The sequence below is a fragment of the [Clostridium] symbiosum genome (assembly GCA_036419695.1).
Taxonomy (GTDB): domain Bacteria; phylum Bacillota; class Clostridia; order Lachnospirales; family Lachnospiraceae; genus Otoolea; species Otoolea symbiosa_A.
The window spans coordinates 4,662,562-4,686,325 of sequence record CP143946.1; the positions used below are offsets into that span (position 1 = coordinate 4,662,562).

The 23,764-nt window shown below is 46.3% G+C and carries 25 protein-coding genes and 1 pseudogene; 7 read left to right on the forward strand and 19 right to left on the reverse strand.

Annotated elements, in window-relative coordinates; translation table 11 throughout:
• Positions 1 to 85: 85 nt before the first annotated feature.
• The 3 genes from V3C10_20810 to V3C10_20820 all read right to left on the reverse strand — a co-directional run bounded on the left by V3C10_20810 (position 86) and on the right by V3C10_20820 (position 2,655).
• Entirely contained in the window at positions 86 to 1,957 is a 1,872-nt protein-coding gene (locus tag V3C10_20810) for a heavy metal translocating P-type ATPase (protein WVP61719.1), read from the reverse strand.
• A 29-nt stretch (positions 1,958 to 1,986) separates the two neighbouring features.
• Positions 1,987 to 2,205: a cation transporter gene (locus V3C10_20815; protein ID WVP61720.1), complete on the reverse strand. Its 219-nt coding sequence runs from the start codon at positions 2,203 to 2,205 to the stop codon at positions 1,987 to 1,989.
• Between the two features lie 90 nt (positions 2,206 to 2,295).
• On the reverse strand, positions 2,296 to 2,655 hold the full coding sequence (locus tag V3C10_20820) for a metalloregulator ArsR/SmtB family transcription factor (protein WVP61721.1): 360 nt from the start codon (positions 2,653 to 2,655) through the stop codon (positions 2,296 to 2,298).
• Between the two features lie 448 nt (positions 2,656 to 3,103).
• On the opposite strand from V3C10_20820, the gene gltS reads away from it, so the two are divergent.
• Positions 3,104 to 4,294 (forward strand): sodium/glutamate symporter, encoded by a 1,191-nt coding sequence (gene gltS, locus V3C10_20825; GenBank protein WVP61722.1) that lies wholly within the window; start codon positions 3,104 to 3,106, stop codon positions 4,292 to 4,294.
• A gap of 189 nt (positions 4,295 to 4,483) precedes the next feature.
• On the opposite strand, the gene V3C10_20830 is transcribed toward gltS, so the two are convergent.
• The 7 genes from V3C10_20830 to V3C10_20860 all read right to left on the reverse strand — a co-directional run bounded on the left by V3C10_20830 (position 4,484) and on the right by V3C10_20860 (position 9,991).
• Entirely contained in the window at positions 4,484 to 5,101 is a 618-nt protein-coding gene (locus V3C10_20830) for an ABC-2 transporter permease (protein WVP61723.1), read from the reverse strand.
• Positions 5,102 to 5,137: 36 nt separating this feature from the next.
• Positions 5,138 to 6,019, reverse strand: coding sequence for an ABC transporter ATP-binding protein (locus V3C10_20835; GenBank protein ID WVP64676.1), 882 nt, complete (start codon positions 6,017 to 6,019; stop codon positions 5,138 to 5,140).
• A 51-nt stretch (positions 6,020 to 6,070) separates the two neighbouring features.
• Positions 6,071 to 6,454, reverse strand: a complete 384-nt coding sequence (locus V3C10_20840; GenBank protein WVP61724.1) for a GntR family transcriptional regulator — start codon at positions 6,452 to 6,454, stop codon at positions 6,071 to 6,073.
• A gap of 201 nt (positions 6,455 to 6,655) precedes the next feature.
• Positions 6,656 to 6,871, reverse strand: coding sequence for a hypothetical protein (locus V3C10_20845; protein ID WVP61725.1), 216 nt, complete (start codon positions 6,869 to 6,871; stop codon positions 6,656 to 6,658).
• 9 nt (positions 6,872 to 6,880) lie between these two features.
• Positions 6,881 to 8,236 (reverse strand): TRAP transporter large permease subunit, encoded by a 1,356-nt coding sequence (locus V3C10_20850; GenBank protein WVP61726.1) that lies wholly within the window; start codon positions 8,234 to 8,236, stop codon positions 6,881 to 6,883.
• Between the two features lie 43 nt (positions 8,237 to 8,279).
• The gene (locus V3C10_20855; protein WVP61727.1) at positions 8,280 to 8,984 is read right to left on the reverse strand and encodes an RraA family protein; all 705 of its coding nucleotides are present in this window, start codon (positions 8,982 to 8,984) and stop codon (positions 8,280 to 8,282) included.
• Positions 8,985 to 9,013: 29 nt separating this feature from the next.
• Positions 9,014 to 9,991 carry a hydroxyacid dehydrogenase gene (locus V3C10_20860; protein WVP61728.1) on the reverse strand — a complete coding sequence of 326 codons (978 nt, stop codon included), beginning with the start codon at positions 9,989 to 9,991 and terminating at the stop codon, positions 9,014 to 9,016.
• Positions 9,992 to 10,430: 439 nt separating this feature from the next.
• On the opposite strand from V3C10_20860, the gene V3C10_20865 reads away from it, so the two are divergent.
• Both V3C10_20865 and V3C10_20870 read left to right on the forward strand, forming a co-directional pair.
• Positions 10,431 to 12,335, forward strand: a complete 1,905-nt coding sequence (locus V3C10_20865) for a sigma 54-interacting transcriptional regulator (GenBank protein WVP61729.1) — start codon at positions 10,431 to 10,433, stop codon at positions 12,333 to 12,335.
• A gap of 77 nt (positions 12,336 to 12,412) precedes the next feature.
• Positions 12,413 to 12,697, forward strand: a pseudogene (locus tag V3C10_20870) (flavodoxin family protein).
• A 90-nt stretch (positions 12,698 to 12,787) separates the two neighbouring features.
• On the opposite strand, the gene V3C10_20875 reads toward V3C10_20870, so the two are convergent.
• Positions 12,788 to 13,273 carry a low molecular weight protein-tyrosine-phosphatase gene (locus V3C10_20875; protein ID WVP61730.1) on the reverse strand — a complete coding sequence of 162 codons (486 nt, stop codon included), beginning with the start codon at positions 13,271 to 13,273 and terminating at the stop codon, positions 12,788 to 12,790.
• A 173-nt stretch (positions 13,274 to 13,446) separates the two neighbouring features.
• On the opposite strand from V3C10_20875, the gene V3C10_20880 reads away from it, so the two are divergent.
• The 3 genes from V3C10_20880 (at position 13,447) to V3C10_20890 (ending at position 15,632) form a co-directional block, all read left to right on the forward strand.
• Positions 13,447 to 13,524 carry a putative holin-like toxin gene (locus V3C10_20880; protein ID WVP64677.1) on the forward strand — a complete coding sequence of 26 codons (78 nt, stop codon included), beginning with the start codon at positions 13,447 to 13,449 and terminating at the stop codon, positions 13,522 to 13,524.
• 475 nt (positions 13,525 to 13,999) lie between these two features.
• Positions 14,000 to 14,554 (forward strand): sigma-70 family RNA polymerase sigma factor, encoded by a 555-nt coding sequence (locus tag V3C10_20885; protein ID WVP61731.1) that lies wholly within the window; start codon positions 14,000 to 14,002, stop codon positions 14,552 to 14,554.
• The gene (locus tag V3C10_20890; GenBank protein WVP61732.1) at positions 14,547 to 15,632 is read left to right on the forward strand and encodes a DUF4179 domain-containing protein; all 1,086 of its coding nucleotides are present in this window, start codon (positions 14,547 to 14,549) and stop codon (positions 15,630 to 15,632) included. The genes V3C10_20885 and V3C10_20890 overlap by 8 nt, the downstream gene beginning before the upstream one ends.
• A gap of 221 nt (positions 15,633 to 15,853) precedes the next feature.
• Here V3C10_20890 and V3C10_20895 read toward each other — a convergent pair whose 3' ends face one another.
• From V3C10_20895 to V3C10_20915, 5 genes are all read right to left on the reverse strand, one after another.
• Positions 15,854 to 16,612 (reverse strand): alpha/beta hydrolase, encoded by a 759-nt coding sequence (locus tag V3C10_20895; GenBank protein ID WVP61733.1) that lies wholly within the window; start codon positions 16,610 to 16,612, stop codon positions 15,854 to 15,856.
• Between the two features lie 78 nt (positions 16,613 to 16,690).
• Positions 16,691 to 17,008, reverse strand: coding sequence for a CD3324 family protein (locus V3C10_20900; GenBank protein ID WVP61734.1), 318 nt, complete (start codon positions 17,006 to 17,008; stop codon positions 16,691 to 16,693).
• 154 nt (positions 17,009 to 17,162) lie between these two features.
• Positions 17,163 to 17,576 carry a GNAT family N-acetyltransferase gene (locus tag V3C10_20905; protein ID WVP61735.1) on the reverse strand — a complete coding sequence of 138 codons (414 nt, stop codon included), beginning with the start codon at positions 17,574 to 17,576 and terminating at the stop codon, positions 17,163 to 17,165.
• A gap of 47 nt (positions 17,577 to 17,623) precedes the next feature.
• Positions 17,624 to 17,950 (reverse strand): AzlD domain-containing protein, encoded by a 327-nt coding sequence (locus V3C10_20910; protein ID WVP61736.1) that lies wholly within the window; start codon positions 17,948 to 17,950, stop codon positions 17,624 to 17,626.
• Positions 17,947 to 18,633, reverse strand: a complete 687-nt coding sequence (locus V3C10_20915; protein WVP64678.1) for an AzlC family ABC transporter permease — start codon at positions 18,631 to 18,633, stop codon at positions 17,947 to 17,949. Before V3C10_20915 ends, V3C10_20910 begins: the two co-directional genes overlap by 4 nt.
• Before the next feature lie 167 nt (positions 18,634 to 18,800).
• Between V3C10_20915 and V3C10_20920 the strand changes: the two genes are divergently transcribed.
• Positions 18,801 to 19,352 (forward strand): XRE family transcriptional regulator, encoded by a 552-nt coding sequence (locus tag V3C10_20920; protein ID WVP61737.1) that lies wholly within the window; start codon positions 18,801 to 18,803, stop codon positions 19,350 to 19,352.
• Positions 19,353 to 19,563: 211 nt separating this feature from the next.
• Here the strand turns inward: V3C10_20920 and V3C10_20925 are convergent, their stop codons facing one another.
• From V3C10_20925 to V3C10_20935, 3 genes are all read right to left on the reverse strand, one after another.
• Positions 19,564 to 20,673, reverse strand: coding sequence for a hypothetical protein (locus tag V3C10_20925; GenBank protein ID WVP61738.1), 1,110 nt, complete (start codon positions 20,671 to 20,673; stop codon positions 19,564 to 19,566).
• A gap of 501 nt (positions 20,674 to 21,174) precedes the next feature.
• Complete coding sequence (locus V3C10_20930; protein ID WVP61739.1) at positions 21,175 to 22,545, reverse strand: sodium:solute symporter family protein; 1,371 nt, start codon at positions 22,543 to 22,545, stop codon at positions 21,175 to 21,177.
• Between the two features lie 40 nt (positions 22,546 to 22,585).
• Entirely contained in the window at positions 22,586 to 23,764 is a 1,179-nt protein-coding gene (locus V3C10_20935) for an iron-containing alcohol dehydrogenase (GenBank protein WVP61740.1), read from the reverse strand.

Sequence of the window (23,764 nt, forward strand, 5' to 3'; positions counted from 1 at the left end):
CATCTACCATAAGAGGCGCCCGGGATTCATTCCCGGACGCCTCTCCTCATTGATCTTATGCTCTTATGCTCTTAATCCTATGCTCTTAATCTTCGGTCTTCAGCGCCCTCATTGCATTTAAGATGGCAATGACGGAAACGCCCACATCGGCAAATACCGCTTCCCACATGTTGGCCATTCCCGCCGCTCCCAGTATCAGGACCAGCGCCTTGACAGCGAGGGCAAATACGATATTCTGCTTTACTATTTTCAGTGTCTTTCTGGCAATTTTTACAACGGATGCAATCTTTGCCGGGTTATCGTCCATCAGAACGACATCCGCAGCCTCAATCGCCGCATCTGAACCCATGCTGCCCATTGCAATTCCAATATCCGCTCTCGTCAGCACCGGGGCATCGTTGATTCCGTCGCCTACAAATGCCAGTTTCCGTCCTTCACTCATGGATTTTAAAAGTGTTTCCACCTTCTCCACTTTATCGGCCGGAAGCAGCTCCGTATAGACGCCATCAAGCCCGATTTCCCTGGCCACGGCCTCTCCCACTTCTTTCCTGTCGCCGGTCAGCATAATGGTCCTGCGGACGCCTACCGATTTCAGGGAGCGTATTGCCTCAAAGGTCTCTTTCTTGATTGTATCGGATATCAGCACACTTCCGGCAAACTTACCGTCTCTTGCCACGTAGATAACCGTGCCTGCATCCGCACATGTTTCATAGTCGATTCCGGCCTGTTCCATCAGTTTTCCGTTGCCGGCCAGTACAGGTCTGCCGTCAATCACCGTCTTGACGCCGTGACCAGAAATTTCCTCGGTCTCCCCCAGACGGTTTACATCGATTTCCTTTGCATATGCCTCTTTGAGGGATCCCGCGATCGGATGGTTGGAGTAATTCTCCGCCAGAGCGGCAAGCTCCAGAAGCTCTTCATCACTTATTCCAACCGGATGCAGCTTCGTCACCTTGAATTCGCCTTTTGTCAACGTTCCCGTCTTGTCGAATACAATCGTATCCATCTCAGCCAGCGCTTCCAGGAAATTGCTTCCTTTTACCAGGACACCCTTTTTAGACGCCGCGCCGATACCGCCGAAAAAGCTTAACGGAACGGAAATCACAAGGGCGCAGGGGCAGGAAATAACAAGGAAAATGCAGGCTCTCTCGATCCAGCTGCCAAATCCCTGGCCCAGTACTAACGGAGGTATGACGGCCAGAAGAACTGCCGCAATGACAACCACCGGCGTATAATATCTTGCAAAACGCGTGATAAAATTTTCCACCTTCGCCTTTTTGCTGCTGGCGTTCTCCACCAGTTCCAGGATCCGGGCAACCGTGGAGTCCTCAAACTCTTTCGTCACCTCCACCTTCAACAGTCCGCCTCCATTGACACAGCCGCTGATCACTTCCGTGCCTTCCCGAGCCGCCCTGGGAACCGATTCTCCGGTCAGGGCGGAAGTGTCGATCATGGACTCTCCGCTTATTACCACGCCGTCCAGGGGGATTCTCTCCCCCGCCTTGATTACAATGATATCGCCGACCGCCACATCATCGGGATCAACCTGCTTAAGCTGACCGTCCTCCTCAACATTGGCATACTCGGGACAGATATCCATCATAGCGCTGATTGACTGTCGGGAACGGTTGACCGCATAATTCTGAAACAGTTCTCCCACCTGGTAGAACAACATAACGGCGACGGCCTCTGAATACTCCCTGACTCCAAACGCGCCAAATGTGGCGATTGTCATCAGAAAGTTTTCATCAAATACCTGGCCATTGACAATTCCTCTTGCCGCCTTGTATATGATATCCCATCCGATAATCAGATAAGGCACCAGGAAAATAAAGAGTTTTGGCCACATTCCCGGAAAACGTTCCAGTGCGCCGGAATGTTCACCGACTATGGCAAGAATGTAAAAGATAAATGCCGCGATGATTCTGCCGAGCATTGTTTTCTGTTTTTTATTCATGTCGCCTCCCGCTGTAAATTCTGCCGTTATTACATATTAATAATGCAGTCCGGCTCCACTTTTTTGCAGACCGCAACTACTTCTTTCATAATTTCATCGAAACGGCTCTCTTCGGCGTCTATGGTCATCTTCTGTGTCATAAAGCTGACATTGGCATCCGCCACACCCTCGATTTTTCTGATGGCATCCTCCATCTTTGCCGCACAGTTTGCACAGTCCAGATCGGTTAACTTGAATTTCTTTTTCATCTTACTATTCCTCCATCGGTTCATTTTCGTTTTATTGTGTTTAATAATGTTTAAAAACTTTTGATTATATTTCTTTCATTGATTCTTATATCATTCTTTTATATGCTCATAACCCTGGTTGATAATGCTTCTCACGTGGCTGTCCGCCAGGGAATAAAATACGGCTTTGCCTTCTCTTCTGTTCTTCACCAGTTTAGACTGCTTCAGAATCCGCAATTGATGGGAAATGGCCGACTGGGTCATATTCAGGAGCTGGGCAATATCGCATACACACATCTCCGCCTCAAACAGCACATACAGTATTCTGATTCTGGTTGAATCCCCAAATACTTTAAATATCTCCGCCAGATCATACAAATCATCGTCATCCGGCATTTTCTCTTTCACTGCTTTCACCACATCCTCGTGAATCTGGTAGAAATCACAGCACTCTACGTCATGTACCGCCAAATGTCAGAACCTCCTTTCCATATTCGTCCCGCACTCCGGGAGCCATGTAATTACTCAATTTATTACCCTATCGAATCATAAGCCCACAGTCAACATTCCTGCTCCGGCTCTATACATAAACATCTGAACGATTGTTCATATGAGTATAATATTCTATTTTCTCATCAATGTCAAGTACTTAAAAAAACTCTTAGATTTTCAGTATATTATCTGAATAATCATACTTTTACGCTAAATGGGACAAGCATTCTCTACGTGTTGATGCTTTGAGTTTATATCTGTAGTTTCAAGTAATTTTTCGCGCAAATCAATGTATATATTGCACAATATTTAAATGTAAATCCATTAAATATTTGTTAAAAGTGTATATTTTCTATTGATTTTTACGCAAAAAAATATAAAATACAAATTACAAATAAAAGTTTCATATCAAAGGGAGGAAAAATCTATGATCGAAATCAGTTTAAACATGTATCATGCCGTGGCGCTCGCGGCCGCATTATTCTGGCTCGGAAATCTGCTGTGCCGGAAAGTATCTGTTTTCAACAAGTATTGTATTCCTGCTCCGCTGGTGGGCGGCGTCTGTTTCTCATTGTTTAACACGATCATGTATGCAACCGGTGTAGCCTATATTACCTTTGATTCCACCCTGCAAACCGTATTTATGAATATGTTTTTCACCACGGTTGGTTTCTCGGTAAGCATCCCGCTTCTTAAAAAGGGTGGTAAAGCTGTTTTACTGATGCTCATCCTTGGAACAGTCATGACGGTGATTCAAAATGTGGTCGGAACAGGACTCGTCGGAGCGCTGGGCGCAGATCCACGTCTCGGCCTGTGCGTGGGTTCGATTGCAATGATCGGCGGTCCCGGCACAGCCGCATCGTACGGAGAACTGATGGATGGCATGGGCATTACCGGCGCATCTGTCGCCGGCCTTGCTTCCGCCACCTTCGGCCTGGTAGCCGGTTCCATTATGGGCGGCCCGACGGCACGCAGATGTATTAAAAAATACCACCTGGAATGCCCCAGCAGCACCGACGCATCCGTCTCCGAAGTGGAGGACGATACGGTATCATCCACCAGTCCCAGGTTTGTACGCGCGTTCATGCTGCTGATGTTTGCCCTTGGTATCGGAAACTTTGTGGGAGCACAGCTTACGGCTGTCACCGGTCTCACATTCCCGGGATACATCGGAGCTATGATTGTAGCAGCAGTCACAAGGAACATTGTGGATGCCATCTACCACGAATTCCCAATGGAAGAAGTTGATGTGATCGGCAACATGTCCCTGAACCTGTTCCTCGCGATGGCACTGGCCGGACTGCAGTTATGGCTGCTCATCGACCTCGCCCTTCCAATGATAGTGACCCTGGCGGTCCAGGTGGTCGTTATGTTCATATTCTCATACTTTGTTGTATTCAAGGTTATGGGCCGGGATTACGATGCCGCAGTCATGACGGCCGGATTTATCGGTTTTGCAATGGGAGCAACCTCCAACGCAATGGCCAACATGCAGGCTGTAACCAAAAAGTACGGCGCGTCTCCACTTGCCTTTTTCACTATACCGATGGTGGGCAGTCTGTTTATTGACTTTATCAATGCGCTGCTTATTACCGGAATGCTGAATATTCTTTCATAAACAACCCGCCATAGCGGTACGTACCGCGTCCTCTTACGCCTGCCGGTAAAAGGCGCCTGCAGCACATTGTATGAGACTTTTCTCACGCAATGCCGCAGGCGCCTATATCACTCCATTTTATTTTTTTAATTTCACCTTATGTCTTAATCTAAGCCGTTTCATATACTCTATATTCGATCACCTGGGCGTTTACAGATCTTTTTTCCGAAACGACGATACGGAAATACAGACCGAGGCTACCATAAACACAGCGGCTATGAACGGCATAATTTTGAGTACCATGATAATCTGCCATTCCTCAATTTTCGGTAACCTGTCTTTAAACAGCATCACCAGAACCCATGGAAGCATCCAGATTACGATATTCACATAGCGGGCCTTCTCGATGCCCATGATATAAACCATCGGCATCAGGATTGCCTGCATGAAAACCGTCACGACCAGTACGGCGCCAACCCCTGCTAATATTTCAATAACAGGCTCCTTTGCAATGAAGGCATATCCGGCCGTAAAAATCAGTGATATGATGGATAGAATCAGGTCCAGCCCGAGCATAAAAATGTATTTGGACCACACCATCTCTTTCCTGCTCACCGGCATGGCCGCCAGATATTCATTGCAGTGGAATTGTTTATCGTAGCTGAATGAATTGAAGCATGCCATAAGTCCAAGCATCGAAGTCATCATCAGAATCATGGAAACATTGCGAAATATTACGCCATATACCGCAAATATCACCAGCACCATCGCCCAGCTCTTAAGCTGAGGCCTGAACATGCAGATTTCCTTATATAATAAACCTTTCACGGTTCTTCCTCCCTTCCGTTCTTTTCCGCAGCTCTGCTACTTTTCGGACTTCACCAGGAAAAGCATAATCTCTTCCAGAGAAGCGGACTCCATTGCCATCCCGTCTTTTACCCGGAATATTCTGTTTACCTTTACAAGCGCTTCCGCGCCAAAACTGTTTTCACGGATTCCGGAAACGGTAACATATCCTTCGTCCTCCATCTCCATGATACTGCTGCGGCTGCCCTTTAAAATCCTGTATTTCTCCAGCAGACGGTCTTTCTCCTCGCAGAGCATGAGCCGCCCGGCGTGGATAAATGCGGCATAGTCCGCCGTCTTCTCAATATCACTGATGATATGGGAAGAAATCAGGACGGAATGCTCCTCATCCATGACAAATTCCCTCAGAATATCGAGTACTTCTTCCCTCACGACCGGATCCAGGCCGCTGGTCGGTTCGTCGAGAATCAGCAGTTTCGCACCGTGGGAAAGAGCAATTGTCAGAGCCAGCTTCATCTTCATTCCCTTGGAATATTCTTTAATCTTCTTCTTTTTATTTATGTCGAACTGCTCCAGATAACGGAAAAAGCATCCGCTGTCCCAATTTTTGTAAATTCCTCTCATCATCCGGTCAATCTCTGCCGCTTTAAATACGTCGGGCAGGCTGAGCCCCTCCATAACAATCCCTAAATCCTCTCTGAGCCTTGAATTTCCTTCATGCAGTTCTTCTCCAAAGAGGCGTATCGTTCCACCATCCCTGTGGATTAGATTCAATACCGCCTTAATCGTCGTGCTCTTGCCCGCTCCGTTCTCTCCCATCAGGCCCATGATACAACCGTATGGCAGTTCCAGATTAATATCGCGGAGGGTAAAGTCACTGTAGTGTTTCGTCAGGCCCTCTATTTCCAGAATGTTATTAGTCTTTTCATCCATATTCATCACCTCTTAAATCCTCCTGTTACGCCCTGGCCTGCGGCGGCCGTGCTTGTCTCAGGTTCTGTCCCAGTCTTCATAAAGGGCGGCCAGCACATCCTTCAGCTCCTCATATGGAATGTGGGCAACTCTCGCCATGTCCACGGCATTCTGAAGACATTCTTCAATCTTTTTAAACTGCTCTTCTTTCATTAATTCCTTGTTCTTTCCTGTGACAAAGCTTCCTTTTCCCTGGACCGATTCAATGAATCCTTCTTTCTCCAGTTCCTCATATGCGCGTTTTGTGGAAATGAGGCTGACCCTCAATTCCCTGGCCAGATACCGGAGCGACGGAAGCGGGGCCCCGGCTTCCAGTTCTCCTGAGATGATCGCATTCTTAATCTGGCTTACAATCTGCTCGTAAATCGGCCTGTCACTCGAATTACTGATGATTATATTCATATTTCATTTCTCCTGCAGTGCGTACTGTTTCTGTTGTGTCCTTGCCTTTACAACAAAAGCAGCTGTATATATACTGTGTATGATTATTATACACAGTATATATACAGCTGTCAACTTGTTTTATCGATAAATTACTTACGATTTCATAACGTTTTTATTTTCGGCTTCTTACTGGCAAAGCGGCGGCCGCGCCACACTGCCTCACTTCTTTTTTGTAAACAGGTACTGGTTCAGGAAACAGAGCAGTCCGCTTATGGACGCCGCAGGAAAAATCACTTTTGTAATTCCCTCCAGTGAAATCATAAGCTCCGGCTGTCCGATTATCAGGCACACAATCTGCCCTGCCACATAAATAGATCCTCCCAGAAAGAAAATCAGGAAACCCGCTAATATTAAATAATGATATATTTTTTTCATAAGCCCTCCTTAATACGGCAATGGCAGAATGCCGAGACATACGAGAACCGCGATACCCGTAATCGGCAGAACAAACCATTTGATAAGCGGCATAAATATTTTCGGCGGATCGCATTCCGTCAGGCCGCAGGCAACAAACAGCGCTCCGGAAGCCGGCGGTGAGGCACCTTCCGTGGAAGCCACTACAAGAATTGCCGTGGCCGCGGCCAGAGGATTAATTCCCACCGATACGAGAATCGCATGGGAAATGACACCGATTGACGTAAGCGTAGCCGTTGAGGAGAGCGGTCCTGCAACAACCGCAACCAGAATCAAAATAATAATAACAGTCGCAACCTTTGAAAGGCTCATGGAATTTAAAATCTGTACGATGTCCTCTGAAAGTCCAAGCTTACTGATTATATTGCTGGCTGCAAATACAAAGATCAGGAGACCGCCCGTACTGGAAAAATGCGGTATCAGCTCTTCGACAAACTGCTCTCCGGAATGGAATTTTCCGCGGATGTCTTTAAAACCGAGAGCCAGGATAATTGCTATCATCAGGATCGGGATCCAGACCAGAATATTAATGCTGTCCACAGCCGCTTTCCAGATTTCGGAACGTCCGGCAATCAGATCGGATAACGGTCCCATATTGAGCATGACCGGAATAATGGCTCCCAGGAATAAAAACAGGTTTTTTCCGGCTGTCCTGAGCACGGAGCCCCATGACTCATTGGTAACAACATCGGGAAGTACAATTCCGTTCTTTTTAATCACGAAATGGATATAAACCACCCTCCAGATAACCTGATAAATGCCCGTCAAAAATAAAGCAATATAGAGCTGGCCCTCCGACACAGCCCCGGCCACCGTGGGAAATGCCAGTACGATAAACAGGGACGAGCTGGGCGGAAATCCCGCTCCCAGTCCTCCATTGGCGGCTATCAGAGTTGCCGCCTGCTCCCGTTTCCATCCCGTCGATAAGAGCCACTGGGCCGTAAAAGCTCCCGAAGTGGCGGCGTTCGGGGTGTTTCCTCCCGAAAGCATGCCCAGAAAAGCGGATATTGCCGTATTGACGTAGGCCGGCCCTCCCTTCATTTTTCTGAACAGGCGGTTAAAAATCTTCAGCATCCCCTGAAGTACGCCCGTATTCTGAAGAAGGAACGACATAAATACAAAAGCCAGAGAGGCAAACAGCACCTCATAGCTTAATGCATATTTGATGCCTCCAATCAGCAGTTCCCCCGCCCTGCTCCCTCCAAACAGAGAAACCACGATCATTCCGATAAAGGCTATCTCTCCTATGTTCCGTTTTATAAATACGCTCCAGATTAATATAAGTAGAATAAATACAAGCATCGCTGCTAATCCTGGTCCTATCATATTGATCCCCTTCCCCTTTTATTCTGTAATTTCAAAGTCCTCTTTAATCTGCCCTGTAAATATCGTCTATGATTTCCACCTGTTTTTTCACAAGTGTCTCCTCCACCCATTGACGTTTGGAGGTTCCGTTTTTCGCAGCTTCTACCTTACCGGCGTCAAGGGCTGCATATTTTTTTGCGGCCTCCAGGATTTCCGGCGCGTCTTTTCTCGGGATTACAATGACTCCATCCCGATCTCCCAGAATAATGTCCCCGGGCATCACCGCAATATTTCCAATCGAAACAGGCACATTCACCTCTCCCGGTCCTTCCTTATACGGCCCTCCAGGCGTTGAACCCGTGGCATAAAGGAACAGATCCATTTGCGACAGTTCCTCCCTGTCACGAATCGGACCGTCCAGCACAAGGCCGGCAATCTTTCTTGTATGCTGCGCATATACCGCCATGATTTCCCCCATCAGGGAATGGGTTCTGTCTCCGTCATTAGACACTACGATTACATCGCCCTCGCCGGCCATATCAAGCGCCTTGTGGAGCATCAGGTTGTCTCCCGGCCTGGCCTTTACCGTCAGGGCGGCCCCGGCCATGATCGGCTGTTTTGGCGAACCAATCAGCCTGATTTCCGAACTCAGGGCACAGGAACGTCCCATTGTATCCGCCACATTGGCCGCCGGAAGATTTTTAAATTCCTCCACTATCTTTACATCAGGAAGATTCCTTTTTAAAAATACTCTGTTTCCTACACTCATAATCATTCTCCTTTTCCATTTTTTCTAATTCATGACAATCCCATCTCATCCAGCATTTTCTTCATCGGAGGCACCGGAAACTCGGGGCGTCTGCCGGAAAGGAAGTCATCTATACCCACGGCGCAGGTCAGGGAGGAACGCGAAGACGCTTCCCTGGTTGCAGCCCCTATGTGAGGCGCCGTCAGCACATTGTCCATATTAAGAAGCGGATTTGCCGGATCAATCGGCTCCTGGCGCAGCACATCCAGGGCGGCTCCGGCAATCTGTTTCTCCTGCAGCGCCCGGATGAGGGCTTCCTCGTCCACGATGGTTCCCCGGGACGTATTAATGAGAAAAGCGGTGTTTTTCATCATGGCCAGCTCTTTTTCCCCGACACTGTTCACCGTATCCGGAGTTGCCGGCACATGGAGGGAAACATAGTCCGACTTTGCAAATATCTCCTCCCGGCAGGCCGCTGGCGTTATGTAATCAGGCAGACAGGCCGCATAGGGATCATAGGCCAAAACCTTCATATCAAATCCCAGCGCCGCCTTTCTGGCCACCAGGCCGCCTATATTTCCGACGCCCACCAGTCCGAGGACTTTTCCGTTCAGCTCATGCTTTTCCACATTAAACTTAGCAAAACGGTAATCGTCCTTATACAGTTTCTGAACGAGTTTAAAGTTTCTGGAGCAGTAAAGCATATAGAAAATTGCCAGTTCTGCCACCGATTCACTGTTAGAACGGGGGGCATATAAAACCATAATCTTTTTTTCTGCGGCCGCATCTAAGTCCACTCCGTCAAACCCTGCTCCATGTCTTGCAATCACTTTCAGCCGGTCCGCCGCTTCAATCACCCGTTTTGTGATTTTAGCCGTCCTGACGATCATTGCGTCACAGCCCTTTATATCACGGATCATGTCATCCTCCTCAAAGCCGCTGCCGTCCACCAGTTCATACCCCCGTCCCAGCAGGTATTCCCTGCCGGATTCCAAAATCGGCTGCGGAAGCAATATCTTATAGCTCATATCTCTTTCCTCCTGTTTCTTTCACTGCATTTTTCTTTCACTATGTAAGGCCTTTACATTTTTCATGACTATATAATAAGCAAAGAACGTGCCAACTTTTTCCTGTCCGGTTCCATATCCGCATTTTACCCGGGAAAATCCCGAGTTGTACGGCGCGAAACGGTGCTGTTTACCGTTTCTGTGCATCGCAAAACGTGTTGTTTTTTACCGATCTGCGGTTTTTGCAGGGCTGTGAATCGTAACAGACAGAAGTCGTGCGGTGTAAAAAAGCAGCTCCAACTCTTAACGGATTCTTAATTTACTCCGGTACGGCCAGCTTTTATACTGATATATATCGCATTTCAATTTTGAAATAAATATTTCACGCAGATATTTCATCTGTGAAAGAATGCGGAATATCAACTGTGAACTGTAACCGTTTATTCAGAAAGGATATCATATGGATCCAGCAAAAGACATTGTTATATTTGCTCCTTCCGAGGCCTTTGCATCTGTGGCCGCAGCACTTATTGAAGAACGCGCCCTGTCCAATCACGTCTGTCTCGTAGAAGCAACCGGCAGCCGGACTCTCAAGTATGCAGAAGAACTGGTAAGAGCCGGCAGCCGCATTTTTATTTCACGCGGAAGAAACACGAGCCTGCTCCAGAAAAACATCACGGTTCCGGTCATCGATGTGCCTTACCTTTATGAAGAAATATATCACTCCGTCAAGGCCACCGGCTGCTCTCCCCGGGAAGTTGCCTTAGTCGGGTTTGACAAGGCATTTCAAATCATGAACAAATACAAAGCCATCTCCGGCCAGGACATCCAAATCATCTGTCCCGACTCTCCGGCAACCACGGAGCGCGATGTTTCCCGTGAACTACGTCCGGGTGTAAAAGCCCTGATAGGCGGCTTTTCCGTAAAGCAGGCCTCGGGGCTGCTGAACCTGAAAAGCATCCCCCTTATGGTGGAACCGGAAAACGTCTCACTGGCAATCGACAGCGCCCTTAATATCCTGACGGCCATGGATCACAAAGACGAATATCTCAGCGTCATATCCGCAACCGTCAACCGTATATCCAGCGCCGTGCTGAATTACGACGCCGCGGGCCGGCTGCTGTTCTCCAATGAAAAAGCCCGGCTGCTGTTTCATTCGGCAGACACAGAGCAGGTTCGGAAACTGCTTTTTCCAGACGAAGCGGAAACCTGCACGACCAGGCAGGAACGGATTATCACGTATGAATCCGATAATTATATGGCGGAATATCTTCCCGTGATCGTCAACAGAAAGATCAGGAGCATCGTAGTTATCGTATCCAGTGAAAACAGCATCCAGTCTGCGGAAATACAGCTCCGGCTAAACAGGAACCGGAAAGGATATCAGGCAAAGAACACATTTTATCATATAGTAGGGAAAAGCATGGCAATTAAAAGCACAATCCGTCTTGCCGAAAAATATGCCCGCTCGGGCAGCGCGGTCCTGATTACCGGTGAGACAGGCACCGGCAAGGAAATATTTGCCCAGAGCATACACAACCAGAGTTCCCGGGCACAGGAACCATTTGTGGCCATCAACTGCGCCGCCCTGCCACAGTCACTGTTGGAAAGTGAATTGTTCGGCTATGTAAAAGGGGCATTTACCGGAGCAAACAGAGAGGGGAAAATGGGAATCTTCGAAATGGCCCATAAGGGAACCGTTTTTCTGGATGAAATTGGAGAAATGGATTTGAGCGTACAGGCAAAGCTTCTGCGCGTCCTGCAGGAAAAGGAAGTCTGCCGTCTCGGCGACGACAGAATCATCCCTGTGGATATCCGCATCATAAGCGCCACCAATAAAGATCTGTCGGAACTGGTCCATACGGGCGGATTCCGTGAGGATCTGCTGTACCGGTTAAATGTTCTGGAACTCCACCTGCCCCCGCTCCGGGAAAGGCGGGAGGATATCCCCCTGTTAATCCGCTCCTATTTAAAGAAAACAAAGGCGCAGATCCATTTCACTGAAAAAGCCATAAAGCTCCTCAGTGAAGGAGACTATCCGGGCAATGTCCGTCAGCTTTTCAACCTTCTGGAACGGATAGTCACCCTGACAGAAACGTCTGAAATACTGCCGGAGGATTTGAATGGGATGATACCCGGGAAAAGGAACTTTTTTGTAAACTATGGGAAAGCAGAACCGGAACTCACGGAGGAAAAGGGAAACACTTCTGTACTGAGCCAGACAATTCAGGATTCCGAGCAGAAACGAATCGAGGAATGCCTCCGCAATAACAGCGGTAACAGGGGAAAAACAGCCGCAGAATTGAATATCAGCACTGCCACTTTGTGGAGGAAAATGAAGAAATATCATATAGATTTGTATTGAGAATCTGTATTTCTATACGGCGGATTGGTTATCTATGACAGGATCGGGATGTTGGATGGGATTGGGGTGCCTAACGAAGCTGCGATGTCCAGCGGGACGGCGTCAGCACTGCGTTTGATCAGATTAATAAGTATTTTTTCATTTCATCGATGCCGGTTATCTCCTCCCAGTACTGGAACAGCGTGCACGGTGACCATCCGGACGAGGTGAAAGAAGCTCTGGAAGGTTTGCAGACCATGCGGGTTGTAGCCGACAATATGGCCTGGATATTAAAGTCGATCAAAGCAGGAAGAAACGCCGGAATCCAGCCGCCGGTGCGTGAAAACCGTATGAAAACGAGCTTTTATAAGCCTCATAATTGATGGCGGAAAGGCCAAATACAGGAGATTCACTGCCTTCATGAATCTCCTGTATTTTTCCTGCCATATGTACTTTTTACAGGACTTCGTTTATTATCGCCCTTTTCTTTCATTCAAAAAATCCAGAAATGCCTCACATCCCTCTCTGATATCCTCATACGCCGTGTCAAAATCACCGGTGTACCAGGGATCCGAAATGTTGCGGGGGCGGTCTGAAAAATCGAGAAGCCGAAATACCTTACCGTCCGGATCTCCGCCCAGAATCCGTTTCATATTAATAAGGTTGCGCTCTTCCATCCCTAAAAGATAATCATATTTGTCGTAATCGCTCTTTTTAAGCTGAACAGCCCTCTTACCCTCACAGGAAATCCCGTGTTCCTGAAGTTTCCGCCTGGCCGGCGGGTAAACCGGGTTGCCAATCTCCTCCGTGCTGGTGGCGGCGGATGCAATGTAAAAATCTGCGCCGCGCCCCTGATTGGTTACCATGTCGCGGAAGATGTATTCCGCGAGGGGAGAGCGGCAAATATTGCCGAGGCAGATGAAAAGTATTTTGATGTGATTCTGATATTGCTTATCCATATACCATTTCCTCATTCATTTTTGATAGTTCAAGTTTACTACAGCATTATATTTTGAACAAGTGTTACTTTTTTATTCTTCTATTTACAGTCGTTTTACCGTCTAGTATAATTAGTACAGGCAGTTCCTACTGCTGGGTGACTTCCATCTCCGAAAGGGGGGGGTGGTATAACATGAGTACATATGAGACACTTTCTTTAATGATTGCGTTTGGAGTACTTGTTGTTATGATTATAGGTACAAAAAAATAGTCACCCGCCCTCCAAAGCAATGGTGACTATTTTATAGAAACTTAACGTTTTGGAAGCCACTCGCTGGAGTGAACTGCCTTTTTGTACCTTTATTATAATCTAATTCTAATTTGTGTGTCAATCATCATTTTTCTACTTTCTATATTTACAATCCCCCTCGCCGGAATACTTCGGAGCATATAGCCATGACAAATGAAAAGAATACTAATCCTACTTCCATTGTACTTCATCATCGTTTCTGTCTCCATTTGTTTTAATGATTAAAGTCTGCTGTAAATTCGCATAATGATCCCATTCAGGCTCCTGCCGCCGGGTGGCTTCTACTCCCTTGTCTGTCAAGTTTTCCAGCACTTTCCCTATCATTACCATTGTCACGGTCCATGCTTCTACATATTTTAAAATATTCCCGATTATACTGAAACTTTTTCCGACGGACTGCGTACTGTTAGGTGAGATACTTAAAAAGGAGGATGCCATGAATGATTACGAAATCATCCAGAAAATGAAACGCCGAGAGGAAGAAGGGCTGCGTCTTCTGATGAAGCAGTATACAAACTATGTGACCGCCATCATCTGCAACATCTCCCAGGGCATTTTGCTGGTGGAGGATGTGGAGGAGCTGTCTGCCGACGTGTTTCTGTCTGTCTGGAACCATGCGGACGGTTTGAGAGAGGACAGGCCGCTGCGCCCTTATCTGGCGCAGGCCGCACGCAATGCGGCAATCAGCAGACTGCGGAAGAGAAAGGATGTTCCCCTCCCCTTTGACGAGGACATCATAACACTGCATGCCGGAGAAAATCCGGATGAGCTGGCTGTCCAGCGTGAACAGACGCGGATTATTAACTCGGCGGTGGAGGATTTTGGCGAGCCGGACCGGGAAATATTCATCCGATTCTATTTCCTGGGAGAACGTATTGAGGCCATCGGAAGACGGTTAACCCTGAATCAGGCAACGATCCGGACCAAACTGCACCGATGCCGTAAGCGGTTAAAAGGGATCTTTGAAGAAAGGGGATACCAGTATGAGTAAAAAGATAAAAATCAGCGATTTATGTTCCCGGCTGGATCCGCAGTACATTGAAGATTTGGATGTGGAAAATATGACAGAATTAAAACCTTCTGAACAGCGGATTGAAGATATTGTATTCCAAAAGCTCCGCACAGAACAGGAAACGGCCGCACCGGCCGGGAAAAGAGGAACAATGAAAAAGAAATCATGGAAAATATTATTGATCGCAGCCGTCCTATGCCTGTTTTCAACGACCGCATTTGCCATGGCCGGAGGTTTTGACTACTTCCGCTCCATCTTCGGGGATACCGTGGACAATGCAAAGCAGGATATTTTGACGCCCCAGATTACCGTATCCGACAGCTCCCGCCAGATGTCCCTGGAAAGCATGCTGACGGACGGTTATAAACTTAACCTGATCGTGTCACTGAAAACCATATCCGGCAAGGCGGACGGCGATGTTGAAAAAAAAGAGCCTTTCGACCTGTTCGATGTAACTCTTCAGCCCTCTGCCTCTGATTCCGGCCGCCAGGAAAATGCCATGTCGTTTACCTGTAATGAACTGACGGAGTTTTCAACCAAAGGCCGGCATTTATATCATATCCAGATGGATTCTCTGACCGACTGCACGGGCTGGAACATGAAAGTCTCCCTGTCCGACGATCTGGGCGGATTGTCCCTGGAATCAGATATAAAGGGGTCGGCGGCGGCTACCGAACTCACTATCAATCAGGTTATCGACGACAGCCTGACCATTGAAACACTCCAGATATCCCCTCTGGGCATTCTGGTTATTGGAAATGAAGGCAATGCCTCCGGCGGGCTTCCCACCCCCTCTGTCAGCCTCATCTTTAAGGATGGGACTCAGGAAGAACTGATCACCCCAAGTTCCTTTGACTCCGGGGACGGAGAAACCGTAACCGGTGGCGGCGGCGTTGTTGTCGGAGAAGACCCAATGACAGGGCCGCTTGTGGTCGCAACGTACGGACAGAGAAATCCAAGCGGAAAACTTGCCATTGCAGGGGAATTCGGGCGGATTATTCAGATAACAGAGGTACAGTCCATTACTGTAAACGGAACCGCATATCCGGTTAATTAATAGGACCGTTCTTTATTGAATTTCTAAAAAAGACAAAAGCAAATGCAAATTAAAAAAGCAGGGAAGGACTCCAAAATCATGGAATTTTTCCCTGCTTATTCATTCTTTAAATGCTCCCTAAGATCCTGATATTCTAAGAGCCTGATATGTCAAGAGCCTGCTATTCCAGAATCCTGATCTTTAAAGAGCCTGATGTCTTGATGTTCTGATCCCCTATTTTTCTAAACTCCAAAGAATTCTTTTGCAAGCTCTGAAAATTCCTCCGCATTTGTCAGCATGGCCGGATGTCCGCCGGAAGGAAAGAGGTGCAGCTTTGCACCAGGTATTTTATCCGCCATATCCCTGAATGTTCTTTCTATGTCCATTCTCCCCGCAAACTCATCATCTTCCATGCTTGCCGTCAGAAGAACCGGTACGTTTAACTTCGCCAGATCTTTGTGGAAGAATCTTTTTACGGACTTCTCATGCCTGATGATAACGTCCGTATCATTGTCAACGACACTTTCCCAGTCGCTGCCATGGCAGTATTCCCAAAGCAGACGCATTTGTTCAAGGGTCTTAGCCTGTCCGCGTTCTTCCCGGACGGTATCAGCCCAGGAGCTGAGGACGCTTTCCCCCTCAAAACTGTCTGCAATTACTTTGTCAACCAGATCCTCACGTTCCAACGCCACATTCAGGGCGGCCAGCGCCCCTCCGCTTGTCCCGATCAGGTTCACCTTTTCATACCCCTTAAGTAATATCAGTTCAATAATCTGCATCGCCTCATCATACCAGAAATCCACCGGGAATTCTTTGAGCCGGTCGGAGTTTCCATGCCCCAGGAAATCTACCAGAATCACGTTAAAGTCATTCTTGTACAGGTCAGCCACCCCGCCGAACATCTTTGACGAAACACTGTTGCCGTGCAGCAAAAACAGCGGCTGACCGGAACCAGCTTCTTCATAATAAACATTTTTATCCGCATATTTGAAAAATGCCATCTCCGCCACCTCCATAAAATCAATTTATAATCCTATTATACCAGCACAGGCATGGCGGTTAAACTTCCTGTTTGTTTATCAAATGATTATGTTCTGCGGTTCAGGCGTCATACAAAAATCTATATTCTGTTCTTTCTCTTTTTTAAGTATCCGCCGGATGCTCTTTTCGGCCAGATAGTATTTTTCCGACAGCATCACGGTACTCATCCCACTTTGGTAATCCCGGTATATCCCGTTGTTGCGGGCTGCCAGTACCTGTCTTGTATCCGTATTTTCTCCCCAGCACTTTTTATTGGATTCTTTTTTGGGGATGTAGATTGCCTGGCCGTCTATGTACTCCTGTATCTGCGCCACAATCTCTTCCGGCAGTAAATCGTATACATTTCGATAGCTCACTCTGCGCCTCCTAATTTATAATTTCAGGATTGCAAAGGCTATTATCCACGATTATGTTAAATTTTTAAATTTTAGTGTGTCATAGCCTTTGCTATGCACAGCCACTTACTCCACAACCCATTCAGGCGCCTCCTTTACTCATTACATCCGTATTTTAAATCTTATTACTGAAATTACAAATCTGCATGGACACTCCGTCTTCCATTACTTCAAAACCGAACTTTTTGTAAAAAGCGGCGTTTTTGCTCTCCTCCGGCATGATTTCAATGTAGAGATAGTCCCTGTACTTTTCCTTGACCATCCGGACCATCGTTCCTGCAATGCCATGCCCCTGGTAGTGCGGATTGACCAGTACATAATGCAGATAGGCAAGCAGTTCGCCATCGTCCAGCAGCCTGACAAGACCGGCCAGCCTGTCTCCGTCCCATGCCGTGATTACGGTAGAGGAGTTCATCAGAGCCTTATATAACCGGCTCGGATACTGACCTGATATCCATCCCACGGACAAGAATAATTCCTGCACCTGTTCCTGGGTAAATTTCTTCTCTTCCGTATAAACAATCTCCATAAGCGTTATCCCCCGACGGATTTAAATTTATATTTGTCTTTATTATATCACCGAAAACACGTCTGCACCAGAACCATATACAAAACGGTTCCTCCGCCGATGCTCAAAAGCGTATTCTTTTTCCACTTATGAAGGATGTAAATAAAAAGAACGGCTATTCCCTCGGGCGCTCCGTGATACGGCGTATAAAAAGCGTCTTTCAGACTGTAAACCACCAGCAGTCCAATCACGGCATAGGGCAGCACCGTTCCAAGGTAGGCAATATAGGGCGGAGGTGTCTTGCCCTCCGGGAATATGAGGAATGGAAGAAATCTTGTGAGCATCGTCCCCAGTACGACAACGAAAATCGTAATCACACTTTGAATAGTAGTCATTGTGCCGCCTCCTTACTTATTTTCTTTCTGTCCAGTGTAAAACACAGGATAATCAGCGCCATGGCCGGTATGATGAAGCTCCGGCTTCCGAAAACCAACAGGCAGAGCAGAGAACACGCGAGTCCCGTGAGGGCGGAACGGTGATCTTTTGTCTCCTCCCACTGGTTGATGAACATCACAACAAACAGGGCAACCATCACAAATTCAATGCCCGTTGTATCAATATGTATGACATATCCCAGCAGCGCTCCCAGGGTGGCCCCGGCAACCCAGTAGATTTGATTGAGCATGGTTACAAAAAACATAAACCATCCCCTGTCTACCCCCGGCAGCATCGTTGCCGTGCAGTTAATCATGAACGCTTCATCGCACATCCCGAAAATCAGATACGGCTTTTTCCAGCCCATATTCTTATATTTATCCAGCATGGAAATCCCATAAAACAGATGACGGGCGTTGACCATCAGTGTCAGACAGAACGCGTAAAACGGGTTAAACGCCGACAGCAGCAGATTCACGGTGACGAACTCCATTGAGCCCGCATAGATAAAGAAACTCATAAGCATCGGATAAACAAAAGAAAATCCTTTGCTTCTCATCAGGAACCCATAAGACATTCCGATAAATAGGAAACCCACACAAATTGGTATTGTGTAAGGCAAGGCGGCTCTGAATGCTTTCATTTTCATAACTTCATTTCTCCCTGTTTTTCTTGATCTTTTATCAAAGTTTTTTTATACTGTTCTATATGTTTATAAAATATTGAACACTCGTTTGATTCAGCGAACAAATCGTTTTATATATCATACAATCGTTCGTTATATCTGTCAAGTCAAGAGAGGGGTATTACATGGATCTTGGAAAAATTATTGCACTCAACTTAAAGCTGCTCCGCACCGAACGCAACCTGACGCTGGGACAGTTATCAAAAATATCGGGTATCAGTAAGGCCATGCTTTCGGATATTGAAAAGGGAGGCAGCAATCCGACCATCAATACCATCTGGAAAATTGCCAACGGCCTGAATGTGCCATATACCAGATTAATGGAAGAAATAGAGAAAAAAGCGACCGTAATCCGGAAATCCGACTCCATGATGCAGACCGATGAGACGAAACATTACCGGGTGTACTGTTATTTTACAAGCACCCCGGTCCGCAATTTCGAGTTATTCTATGTAGAACTGGACGCCGAATCGTCCAATGCCTCGATCGGACATTCCGAAAAGGCAGAGGAGTATATTTATGTTATCCAGGGGGAGCTGGTGCTTCACACGGAAACAGAAGATTATACACTGAACGAGGGGGATTCCCTTGTGTTTGATTCCTCCATTGCGCACACCTACATCAACCGCAGAAATACGCTCCTTACCTTTATGGTGGTAAACTTCTATCCAAACTAGGAAGGTATGAAGATATAACCAGCACTGATATAAAAACACCGGTATTGGAATACGGATGTCAACCCCCCCTGTACGGATCATTTAATCCATACAGGGGGTGTTTCATCTACAGAAGCTTTAACGCATTTACTGCTTTAATTCTTTTACTGCTTTAACTCTTTTACTGCCTTAACGCTTTTACTGCCTTAACTCTCTTACAGCCTTAACTCCCTTACAGCTTCAGCCCCTTACTCACATTCACAACAAAATCCTGCACATTGGTTACGATTCCCTTTGCCGACAGGCTGCCTCGATCACCCAGCTTATTCACCGCGAACTCCGAGATATCTACGGTATAGAAATAGACCTGCCGAATTGTTCCGTCCGGCATCACGCGGAAGGACGGCGTCATGTTACCCGTTGCAACGGAATGAAGCGTGGTCGCCATACAGATGACCGTAGTTGCCTTGCTGATGCATTTTCTCATGGCGTCCTGGCCCTCATAAACGTTGGCGTGAACCTCGGGAAGAGGCCCGTCGTCGCGGATGGAGCCGACCAGCACAAACGGAACTTCCTTCTTAACGCAGCTGTAAATAATGCCGTTGTCAATTCCCTCTTTCTCAATAAAAGCAGGAATGGAGCCGTGGTATTTTACCTTATTAATCGTATCAATATGATTGTAATGGCCTCCCTGGTAGCTCTGCTGCGTATAAATATCCTGCCCGAGCGCCGTTTTCAAATAAGCTCCTTCCAGATCATGAGTCGCCAGAGCATTTCCGGCCAGCAGCGCGTCTACATAGCCGTTCATCACCAGCTTTGAGAACGCCGCCCGGGAATCGGCATCAAACGCACAGGCCGGGCCGAGTACCCAGGCCACATAGCCGTGTTCCTTCTCATATTCCAACAGCTCGTAGATATTGTCATAGTCCCTGGAAAAAGCGGTCTCCCTGGAACGGCTCTGGCGGAAGGCAAACGATTCCTGGCTGTCTGCCCCGTTTGCAGCGTTTCCAGAAAACTCATTGAAACCGTCCGGGTACACATAAATCCCGTCTTCTCCATTTTCCGTCCTGCCCGTGAATACCATATCGCCCTGTTTCAGGTTCCTGAATTCGCGGACGAAAATTTTCTCATTCTCATAGACTGCAACACAGTCCATCCGGCTCTCTTCAGCCAGCAGCCAGCGGCCCCCCACCTTAAAATACTCCGGGAAAATTGTGGTTGCATGATATCCGTCCGGAGCGACTCTGTCAAACGGAGCCGGCTCAAACTTGGCTTCCGGCGCCTCCGTAAACCGGGGCAGAGTAAAATCCGGGGGCTGATACGTTTTTAATTGAAATGACATGATAAATTCCTCCCTGTAGTTCTGTATTGGTTGTCGGTTACACACCGCGGCCATTCTTCTATAACTAATTTATCATATTTCGATACTTCCAACAACCACCTGAAAACTATTACAGGGTATCAGGTTTAGCGGCATATGTATCCTCGCGGAGCGTTTTTTGTTCATAGGACGTAATTTCTTATGAATTAAAAAAGCCTGCCGGTTTTCTCTTGAAAGGGGAGTGAAAACCGGCAGTGTATTTACACCCTGTAGCATGTGGGATGTAAGCAATCTGTATCTTTTTTATATATTTCTCTTTTAAATTAGACCTAGTTCTTTTGCCTGGAAGGTAAGTTCTTCTCTGAAGTTTGGATGTGAAACACGGATCAGTTACCTGGCCCGCTCCATATGCTTTTGGATGCAGGAAAACGATATGGTACTGACATTTCCAGCGAGTGTGCGATAAATCTCTATTGCCCTTTTGATCTGTCTCCTCTGTTTAAATTTATCTGTTTGTTATATTTATGCCTCCTCTGCTTTGTATGTTTCTTTTGTGCATAGACTTACAAGAACATAAGCAATTGCAGCAGGAAGTACAGGTAGTACGCTTGCATATGGTAAAGGTAAAATTTTACTTGCATCCAAAAGGGTAAGTCCAATACCTACAATTGCACTGGCTATTGCTCCTTTTGCATTTCCCCTCTTCCACAGAAGCCCACCAAGAAATGGTACCATACATCCGGCTACCATAAATGAATATGTAAGTGAAAGTAATGAAATAATATTTGTAAACATCAATGCCATCATAAGCGCTACAGCACAAACAACAATATTTAAAATATTAGCCATCTTTTTAAGTTCCGCTTCCTTTGCGTCCTTTTTTATCATCCCTGCATAAATATCATGAACCACTGTTGCAGATATGGCCAAAAAACTCATATCAGCAGTGGACATTACCGCCGATAAGACGGATGCAATTAAAATGGCACCAAGAATTGGCGGAAATTCTGCCAAAACAACCTTAAAAAAGATAGAAGATGCCGGCGCATCCGGAAAAGCTGCCGCCCCATACATACCTATAACAACAGGCATACAAGCCAATGGAAGAATCAGTAATCCTGCAAGCAAATGTCCTTTTACAGCGATAGCATCTGTTTTTGCTGATGAAGCACGCTGAAAATTTCCCTGATCCGTAAAATTTGCCAACGCCACCGGTACAAACAACATGAGCCAAGTAGACACATCAAATGGTATCAATTCAAACTGGCTAGCCGGCAATGTACTGGTAATAATCCCCCAGCCGCCTTTTAATAAGATAAAAGCAGTAGCTGCAATAAGACCAATCCCTATGATCAAAGTCTGGATAACCGATGTCATATAGGCTCCCCAAAGTCCCGACATAGATGCATAAATTAGAACAACAACGGTCGTAATGACTGCTCCTATTGTACCGCTATAACCAAATCCTTCAAAAATTGCCTTTCCTGCCATAATCTGTGCTCCTAAAATCCCCAGATAGGCAAATGCTGTCGAAACACTATATATTAAGCGCGTTCCTTTATCTTTGTACCTTTCCAAATAATAGTCAGACAAAGTGACATAACCCTTCCTATGAATTAATCTCGCCACTGTTGTTGCAAAAAGGAGATAAGAAAGTGCACAACCCACACCATACCATACTCCGCCAAACCCACTTGTTACCGCACTTTCTGCCCCTCCTATTACAAACCCACTACCGATATGGGCACCGATTCCAGTGCCAATAATCATTATAATTGTTGATTGTTTACTGGCTGTTAAATACTCACTGAAATTAGATGCATACCTTTTGCCATAAATACCAATTCCCAGCATTAGTAATAGATAACACCCCAACACAATAATAATCTGCATAAACTCCCCTCCATTTCATCCATCACAGCATCCCACTCTCTTATAAACAAGCCTTACAGATATTGTAACAGTCTTCCTCTTTTAGCGGATAAATTGTCCCTATCGTGCCATCCGATCCGTATGGTATTCTAGAAGAAATTTTACGAAGAACCTCCTCTGTAATTTCTCCAACGCCTAAACCGCCCAATTTAGTTGCAAGACCTATTTTATGGAAAAAATCCTCCAATGCTGCAATACCCTGTAATGCCGTTTTTTCTGGATTATCAAAATCATAATCAATGTTAAAAACATTTACAGCAAATTTGGCAAATAATTTTATATTATCCTTATAAACATAACGCATCCATGATGGTGTTACTACTGCTAAACCTGCACCATGGGCAATATCCCATTCCGCAGACATCTCATGTTCAATAAAGTGACTGGCCCAATCCCCCTGACGTCCTACTTTTAATATTCCATTTATTGCAAACGGACTTACCATCATTACTTCAGCACGAGCTTCATAATTATTTGGCTCCTCAATTGCAACTGGTCCATTTTTAATAATCGTTTTCAATCCGGCTGTTACAAGTTTGTCCGAAAAATCTGCATACTCCGTGGCAGAAAAGAAATTCTCCATAAGATGAGACATAATATCCGCGATTCCTGAGGCTGTCTGAAATCTGGGAACAGAGTATGTCAACTCTGGATTCATAATAGCAAATCTGGGTTTAATCACATCAGCATCATCAGCAGAACGTTTCAGTTGATCTTCTTCACGTGTAATAACGGAAGCCCGGGTAGTTTCGCTGCCTGTACCTGCAAATGTTGAAATAACCCCCACTGGAAGAGACTTGTCCGGATATTTTCCATTATAAAAATCCCATACATCTCCATCATATACTGTCCCAATTCCAATTCCCTTGGCACTGTCAATTACACTTCCCCCGCCAACCGCTAAAATACAGTCTACTTTTTCCTTTCGGCAAATTTCAATTCCTTTATATACTAATGAAAGCCTTGGATTGGGAACTACACCATCTAATTCTATGATTTCAAGTCCCTCTTTCTTCAAAATAGCTTTTACCTTTTCTATTAAAGGAAGTACAAATGCTTCTCCCGAATGGTGAAGCAACACCCTGGTTCCACCTAATTCTTTAAGAAGTACACCGCATTCGTTCTCTGCCCCTTTTCCAAAAATGATATCCGTCTGCCTTTTTAAACTAAAATTAATCAT